We start from the raw sequence: 7,784 nt of genomic DNA, 5'->3' as shown, positions 1-7,784 counted from the left end.
GTCAGACTTAAGCAATTAAGCGTTTTTCGCTATCTGCGTCAACCCCATTGACGCGACCACCCTAAAAAAGTGGCGTGGTGAGGAATCGCCGTCCGTTTTACGGCGGCGAGGATGTCAACCTCGCTCTCTTTCCCTCTCTCGTTAGTCTCTGGTTAATTAACCGATCCCAACAGAGATTAAGCAACCGTTTGAGAGGGATTCGCCATCGTCACGAATACAGTGCGGTGATGGCCAGTGATTTTTTGTCAATACCTCTAGAGACAGAAAATAAACCGGCCTTTATCGGTGATCTTAGTTGTCGTTTTAATGCGTATTCCCCCCATTTGCGTTGTGCGGTTAATCCCCCAGGTCCTTGTGAAGGTTGTCGGCAGTACGAAGCTAAAACTGGCACAGCGTGGACGGCTTGAATTTCCAAAAAGTTCCCTATTTGCTATCCTTAAAAATTATCGCTATAGCAATTGAGGAGTGTGGGAAAAATGGCGTTCAAACGAAATTTGACCCTCTTAATCATCGGATTAGGATTAACTTGTTTACCCGTATATCCGGCCCAAGCTAACCAAATCAGCACCGTCACCCCGAATACGGCAGCCAATCAAACTCTCGCTACCCATCTGGTCCTAAAACTGAAAGAGAGAAAAGTTTACGTTTATCAAGATAAGCAAGTTTTAGCACAATTTACCGTCGCCGTCGGCAAAAAAGGCTGGGAAACCCCCACTGGTAAATTTGAGGTGCGGGAATTAGTTCGCAATCCCGTCTGGAAAAGTCCCTGGACAGGCAAAGTCAGCACCCCCGGTGCCAATAGTCCCTTAGGGGAAAGATGGATCGGTTTTTGGACTGACGGCAAAAATTCCATCGGTTTTCACGGGACCCCCGCGGAAAATTCCCTCGGTAGCGCCGCTTCCCATGGTTGTGTGCGGATGCGGAATCGGGATGTAAAAGTGTTGTTTGATTTAGTCCGCATGGGAACCCCCGTCATCGTTCAACCTTAATTCCGGCAGGTATTTTTTTAAGATAGGCAGGTCTTCCGGGCGATCAATATCGGCTAATTTAGGCAGATAAGCGGTTTTTAAAGCCAGTTTAGCGGCGATTGTCTGAGTTTTTGCCAGGACTTCCCCCGTTCCCCAGGGAATATCGCTAAAAAGCTCTGGAAAGACCTGTTTTAAAGCAATTAGGTAGTATCCTCCATCTAACGCCGGTCCTAAAACCATATCGTGGGTTTTTAGGGCCTCAAAGGCTGCTAAAATCTCTTTTTCCCCGATTTCTGGGCAATCTGTGCCAATAATAGCGATCGCTGTCATCCCTTGAGCAAAACCATCGGCAAAAGCATTTTGCATCTTTTCTCCTAAGTCTTTTCCCCGTTGAGAATGATAGCAATAATGCACACCTAACCAAGTACGCATTTTCTCCTCGCTGCCGCCATGGTAGTAAATGATCAGGGAGAGAAAATTCCCTAAACCTGCTAATTTACCGAGAGTATATTCGGCCAGTTTGCGGTGCAATTCCTCGGCTCCCTCGGCTGCCAAAGCTGGAATCATCCGGGTTTTTACTTTCCCCAATTCCGGATAACGGGTAAAAATAATCAGTTGTTGTCTCCAGTCCACGAGTGATTGCGACGATGATATTAATTATTAGTTTTAGCATACTGTCAATAGGAGGCAGGAAACCCAATAAAACAGGCTTTATTGGCTTAATATAGATTATTGCAAGTGGGTGGGTGGAATTAAATATAAGATGAACGTAGGTACGATGGCAGCGATCGCTTTATTGAGTCGAAACCTTTTTCCTAGCGGCATTTCAGACTTTTTCAGCAAAACCTAATTAGCTAGGGACTAGGCTTTTTGGGTGAGTTTAAACAGGATAAACCAGCATCTTTAGCAGTAGGATACTTGATTGGGACAAAAGCAAAATCTGAACTTAGTGTCCGACACTCCACAATGTGAACAAATTCTACGGAGGGATTTTGGGGATCGCCATTTTCATCGATTTTTTTGCGATCGCCATTTTCATCGAATTTAATTGTCCCAGTTGCACCTTTAGTGACAAGAAAATCAGGAGACTTTAAGTGTTCAAGGATATTAATTCTTGTTGGAGTATTTTCCTTTTCTAGAGCTTTTGTTAGAGCAAGAGTTGCATCATAGGATAGGGCTGTTATTGCATTAACAGAAGTTGTAGTCCATAAAATTTTAGCATCCTTAAGAAAATTCTTGTTAGGACTGGTTAAAGAATCCCAAGGAACCGCAATAACAAACTTTTGAAAAGGTTGTAGGTTGTCAATTTGTTCTAAGGTACGAGAACTACGAAGCCCCCATGATCCGATAACCCAATTTTGACTATTATTAAGTTTTATAAGTCTAATTGCATCGCCTTGAGCATCGCCAATCGCTTTTGGGAATAGTACAAGCCCTATTGTTTCTGTTATTTTTTCTTCTTTCTGTCGTCGTAACTCTTGGATGGCTTCTTCTGCCTTAAAATTATTTCCGAGATCAAATTCATCTAATTTTACTACAGTTCCAGAGAATGGAGGGCGTGTAAAAATAGTTTTAAAACTATTAAAAAAAGATTCACTAAATGGACTTCCTTCACTATAAAAGCCCACCACTTTTTTAATAGACTTTTCTTGCAAAAATTTTGCAATGGCAGGAGATTGTTGCTCGCTGGAACAAACAGTTCGCAGGAAATTTTTTCTGGGGTATTTAGTAAGCTCGCTAGTCGTTGATCCGGGAGAAATCAAAACTAAATTATTTTCCTTATAAATATCCACCGTTGCCACAGTCATTTCACTGGGATAGTGACCAACAACTCCTAAAATTTCAGGACTCTGGGAAAGAGATGCTGCTCTCTTTTTGGCTAATAATTCGTCATTTTCATCATTAGTAATGACAACTTTTAATCCCTTACCATTAATCGCTTTTTTATTGATAAAATTTTGATCTGGAAAATACTTGAGGAATGGATCATTGTCATTTAAAAGTCCCAGATTAATTTTTGTTTGTAATTGTGCTACTCCTCGTAACATTTCTTTTGCTCGACTATCACCATCATCATCATTAAAGTCATTTTGATTTTTGGGAATACTAACAGCAACAGCAATGGTGTAATATGGCTTTTTAGTGGCTTCTAGTAAAGCATTATTTAAGTAAATTAACGTTTCTGGATCTAGCCTATCCTGTTGCCATGCGTCCTTAAATCTTAACAGGGCTTTTTGATAATCACACTGTGCAAAATATTCTGCACCTTTCTTCTTGTTAAACGATTGAGAGTAATTAAGAACTTCTTCTCCTTCACTAATAAAGTCGCCCGTTTGTTTTGGACAATTAGATGGAATTAATCGAGTAATAATACCAGGTCGATAAATGGCAATTAAACCTACAACTGCTATTAATGGTATTCCTATGCTAACTGGCAGATTTAATTTGAAATTTTGGGGCTTTAAAGTTTTTATAGAATGCAAAATTTGGGCAATTTTTGCAGAAGGAGAAGTGCTTGTTGGAATCGTCGGAGTAATGGGATAAACCTCATTTTGCACTTCTTCTTCAATCACCTGAATATCCTCATCCCTCAGCCCGTAACGGCTTTGTAACTCTTTTAGTCTCCTTCTGTTTCCTTCTGTTATTGAAATAGAATCAGCTAATAATTCTCTAAAAGTTGCTTTGTACTCTGTTAGATTTTGTAATCTTTTTATGAATGGCGCAAGATTCTCTTGTTCAATAATCTCTGCCTCATTTAAGGATAAATCTAATTCGTTTCTTAGTTCATGTAGGCAGTTTTTTTCTACACGATTAAAATTTTTTTTACATATATTTTCCTTGCTCCATTCATCTAGAATTTCTCTAACCTTCTCACGATAAATAAATATAGGATCATTAGCAGCAAGAGGAGATCTGGCCAAATAAATAGTCTCGTCTCCTTCAAGAGAAAGATAAAATTTGGGAGTCATGGCAGGGGCGGCTTCCTGTACCCGTTCGCTGGCATACTCATGCAACTCGTTAACGGAAATTTTCTGATCTCCATCTCTGTCTGCCGCACCAGTTTCAATTCCCTCGACTAGATATCTTGTGTAGATAGAAAGGTCGTTATCCTCCGATTCAAAAGAATACTCAATCGAGCTAGAAGAAGTAAGAATTGCCCTTCCTCTTCCTCCTAACTCAGTTTGAATATCTATTTCTCCCATTACTCCCATTACAGGTGTTCCTTTGCCTTGAACAAATGCGCCACTAAAACAGCAGTCGAGAATAATTATCTGCCTTTTGGAACGACTATTTTTGATGTACTCTTGAAGTTCACTTGCCGGTAAAGCTGTTGCACGAAAAAAATTTCCATTCTGATAACACCCAGTGTCTCTTGTACTCAGAAAAAATTTAGCATCTTGATCTTTAAGTCCATGCCCAGAAAAATATAAAAGCACCAAATCATCTCGCTGTCGATTAGCAAATAAATCCTCAACTGCTTTTTCCATACTCCCTTTGTCTGGGTTAGGCAAAACTGTAACCTGATCAAAGGCTCCCATGTCTGGATGCTCTAATACTCGGCGCATTGCTTCAACGTCTAGAATTGCACTAGAAATTGGGCGCAATCCTTCGGAATACTCGCTCACACCAATTAACAAAGCAAATTTTGCCATAATACCTTCTTTAACCTGAGATAAAGTCTTGAGCCGCTTTAATAGCCATTTCCAATTCTTCTCGACTGTGAGCTTTAACCGTCAACTTGCGACCATTGGCCTCTACCGACAATTCTATCGGTTTACCTCCCAGGCGATCGCCCAGAACCCCTAACAGTTTTTTGCCATTAGCGGGGTTAACTTCGGTCATTAAGATTCCACCCAAAAAACCGCCCAATGACTTATTACCTTCAGGAGGATTGGGATCAAGAATGCGTTTAACCGATTCAACTTCATCTGCCTGTTCTAGTTCTGTCAGTAATACTTGGACTTGTTTGTCGCGTTCTTCAGGTTCCAGGTTAGGATCGTTAAAAGCGATCAGCAATTTAATCGTAGATTTGTTACTCATAGGAAGTTGAGTTGAAATAATATAGGATAATACTAATCTTACTGAATTATGCAAATTTTACCATATAGCATCTGAAATCTAAATAAGTGATCCCATTTCATACTACCCCTTGCCGAGTGCCGATTTCTTCACTGATGTTCTGATGTTGCTGAACATAGAAGATCGATTTTTCAACCTGCTCCAAGAAATCATAACAATTATTGTGTGTTGGGTTTCCTTCCGTCAACCCTACTACTACTACAGGCTAATGGCGATAATTCCGCATAGAATCTGAAATCTAAATAAGTGATCCCATTTCATACTGCCCCTTGCCGAGTGCCGATTTCTTCACTGATGTTGTGATGTTGCTGAACATAGAAGATCGATTTTTCAACTTGCTCCAAGAAATCATAACAATTATTGTGTGTTGGGTTTCCTTACGTCAATCCAACCTACAGGCTGCAAATTTTTCCCAGGGAATTAAGTTGGCTAACTTTTATCTTTCCCAATAAAACAGGGAATTAAAAGATAGCGATCGCAATTTTAATTCCCTGTTGAATTCGTTGTCGGGATTGAGGCGAAATTGCGCCATAGGGACCTTGTTCGAGATAAACTTGGCGAATCGCTGAGATATTGTCGCATAAGGCCAGAGAATCTGTTAAGAGTCCGCCTTCTCCCGCTTCGATCAAAATACGGGTTGGGGTTTCTCCACCGGTTAAATCGCTGGTCAAGGGAACAACCAAAACACTACTAGAAAGCTGATTCCTGACATTGATAGAAACGACAACAGCGGGGCGTTTTTTGGTGTCTCCTATGGTTTTAAGGGCGCGAATTAAATAAATCTCTCCGGCTCTTCGGGACTTGGTATTAATTGATTAGTTCGCTCCAGATCGCAAACAATTGACAAAAATTGCGGTAATGTCTGTCTCTATAAGGGTTTCATTCCTTATAACCCCGTCCATTGCATAAGACAAACCGAAGAGCCATCTCTCCTTGGTGGGGATAATTGTCATCTTCCATGTTAGAGTCCTTCCGGGTCGAGGATTTCTTCCATTTGGGTTTGGGCGAATTCTCCCCAGTCCAGGTCAAATTGCCGTTCAGTTGGTTTTTGGGTTTGGTAGAAGGTGCGTAACTGGTTTTCTATCTGCTGTCGGTGCCACAGTCGCAATCCTTCTTCGACAGCAGCAGAGCGATTCTCCGTCAATTGGTCAATATCTTGAAGCAATTTAGAATCGACGGTAATAGATATCCGTTGTTTGGTGCTTGATTGGGTCATGGGTCAGGAGATAAGGTAATATTATTTATATGATAATTTATCATATGACAATCCCGCCTCGGTTTTTAGGTTCGGGGCTTTGTCGGATAAGATACCGCTCCTCAAAAGTTAACTATAATGATTAAAAGTAAAGATATAGATATAACTTAATCCATCGCTTGTTTGTATTGTTGAACAGTCAGGTAAACCAACGACTACAGTTGAATTAAAACCAGCAAAAAATTAACTTAATGAGTTATTGGAAGCTGTACTTAAAGGTGAAGAAATTATCATCACAAAAAAGAATGAACCTGTAGTTAAATTAGGTCCTGTAAAGTTAGCCAAGAAACCACCGCTTCAACCCGGAAGTGCTGCGGGAAAAGTTGGGATAGCCGATGATTTTGATGCTCCTAGAACCACTGAGAACAGAGGACATCACTTTTGTGCAATTCCTGTAAACGGTTGATTGACACTCCCGTCGCTAAAAGCGAGGGATTCTTGGTTCACTGAGTTTCCTTAATCTGGCAGGACGTATCCAACCAAACCAGAGGGAATCTCTCCCCAAGCGTTTATTGGGTCTAGCCCAAAGGTTCCGGTATGCCCTACCGTACTTAGTCCCTTTTTGAGAATGTTGATAGCGGCGTTAATATCTCTATCTTCTACATAGCCACAGTGGGGACAAATATGGGTTCTCGTAGATAGAGATTTAGTTACTTTTTGATCACAATTAGAACAGTTTTGACTCGTGTTATGGGGGGCTACTGCTACCGTGGCCTTACCGTATTTAAAGCCAAAATACTCTAACCATTGTCGAAAAGTTGACCAAGCCACATCATTAATAGATTTAGCAAGTTTAGAGTTTTTTACCATGCCTTTAACATTTAAATCGACCTGAGCAATAAAATCGTTAGATTTAATGACGCGCAATGCCTCTTTTTGGGCAAAGCCTTTACGTTGCCTACTTACTCTTAAATGCTTTCTAGCATATCTCTTTCTAGCTTTTTGGTAGTTGTTTGATTGGGGTTGACCTTTTCTAAACTTTTTAGATTTCTTCCGATTCAGACGATTTAATCTTTTTTCTGCCTTGCGATAGAATTGCGTTATTTCTACCGTTTCCCCATCACTGTTAGCGTAGAAAACTTTTAAACCTACATCCAACCCTACACATTTTTTAGTAGGTTCAAGAGGTTTTGCATATTCCCGAACATTTAAATTAATGCAGAAACATAATAACCGTCAGCACGTTTGACAATCCTTACCCGTTTAATTTGGTCTAAGGGATAGAAATTTAGGTCTCTAGTTCCTTTCAGTTTAACCGTGCCGATGTTTTTCTTGTCGGTAAAAGTAATTTTCTTTCTATCCTCCGATAGTTGACCTCCGGAGTGTTTATATTCTACGGAACGATTATTCTTTTGGAATTTAGGATAGCCTTTCTTTCCCTTTATTCCTTTCTTACAATTGTCATAGAAACGAGCAATAGCTGACCAAGCCCGTTCTGCTGATGCTTGTCTGGCTGTAGAGTTAAGGTCATCCGCAAACTT

8 protein-coding genes and 1 pseudogene are annotated in these 7,784 nt (G+C 40.5%); 3 read left to right on the top strand and 6 right to left on the bottom strand.

Features of this window, described 5'->3' with window-relative positions; all coding sequences use genetic code 11:
• The first annotated feature begins 77 nt into the window (after window positions 1-77).
• Together EWV84_RS20950 and EWV84_RS20945 are read left to right on the top strand one after the other, a co-directional pair.
• Entirely contained in the window at window positions 78-407 is a 330-nt protein-coding gene (locus EWV84_RS20950) for a DUF6464 family protein (protein WP_287079831.1), read from the top strand.
• Between the two features lie 69 nt (window positions 408-476).
• Complete coding sequence (locus tag EWV84_RS20945; RefSeq protein WP_286827319.1) at window positions 477-989, top strand: L,D-transpeptidase; 513 nt, start codon at window positions 477-479, stop codon at window positions 987-989.
• On the opposite strand, the gene EWV84_RS20940 is transcribed toward EWV84_RS20945, so the two are convergent.
• The 5 genes from EWV84_RS20940 to EWV84_RS20920 all read right to left on the bottom strand — a co-directional run bounded on the left by EWV84_RS20940 (window position 951) and on the right by EWV84_RS20920 (window position 6,264).
• Complete coding sequence (locus tag EWV84_RS20940; protein ID WP_287079828.1) at window positions 951-1,601, bottom strand: TIGR04282 family arsenosugar biosynthesis glycosyltransferase; 651 nt, start codon at window positions 1,599-1,601, stop codon at window positions 951-953. The genes EWV84_RS20945 and EWV84_RS20940 overlap by 39 nt on opposite strands.
• Before the next feature lie 221 nt (window positions 1,602-1,822).
• Window positions 1,823-4,621 carry a caspase, EACC1-associated type gene (locus EWV84_RS20935; RefSeq protein ID WP_287079827.1) on the bottom strand — a complete coding sequence of 933 codons (2,799 nt, stop codon included), beginning with the start codon at window positions 4,619-4,621 and terminating at the stop codon, window positions 1,823-1,825.
• A 10-nt stretch (window positions 4,622-4,631) separates the two neighbouring features.
• Complete coding sequence (locus tag EWV84_RS20930) at window positions 4,632-5,009, bottom strand: hypothetical protein (RefSeq protein WP_287079825.1); 378 nt, start codon at window positions 5,007-5,009, stop codon at window positions 4,632-4,634.
• 500 nt (window positions 5,010-5,509) lie between these two features.
• A complete protein-coding gene (locus tag EWV84_RS20925; protein ID WP_287079829.1) occupies window positions 5,510-5,803 on the bottom strand; it encodes a type II toxin-antitoxin system PemK/MazF family toxin in 294 nt (97 codons plus the stop codon).
• A gap of 206 nt (window positions 5,804-6,009) precedes the next feature.
• Window positions 6,010-6,264, bottom strand: coding sequence for a ribbon-helix-helix domain-containing protein (locus tag EWV84_RS20920; protein ID WP_271972564.1), 255 nt, complete (start codon window positions 6,262-6,264; stop codon window positions 6,010-6,012).
• A gap of 238 nt (window positions 6,265-6,502) precedes the next feature.
• On the opposite strand from EWV84_RS20920, the gene EWV84_RS20915 reads away from it, so the two are divergent.
• Window positions 6,503-6,709, top strand: a complete 207-nt coding sequence (locus EWV84_RS20915) for a type II toxin-antitoxin system Phd/YefM family antitoxin (protein ID WP_286827309.1) — start codon at window positions 6,503-6,505, stop codon at window positions 6,707-6,709.
• Between the two features lie 50 nt (window positions 6,710-6,759).
• Here the strand turns inward: EWV84_RS20915 and EWV84_RS20910 are convergent.
• Window positions 6,760-7,784 (bottom strand): annotated as a pseudogene (locus EWV84_RS20910) (RNA-guided endonuclease InsQ/TnpB family protein); the annotation flags it as partial.

The sequence above is a fragment of the Microcystis sp. M_QC_C_20170808_M3Col genome, assembly GCF_007095505.1.
Classification (GTDB): domain Bacteria; phylum Cyanobacteriota; class Cyanobacteriia; order Cyanobacteriales; family Microcystaceae; genus Microcystis.
This window is presented reverse-complemented; position numbering and strand designations above follow the sequence as displayed.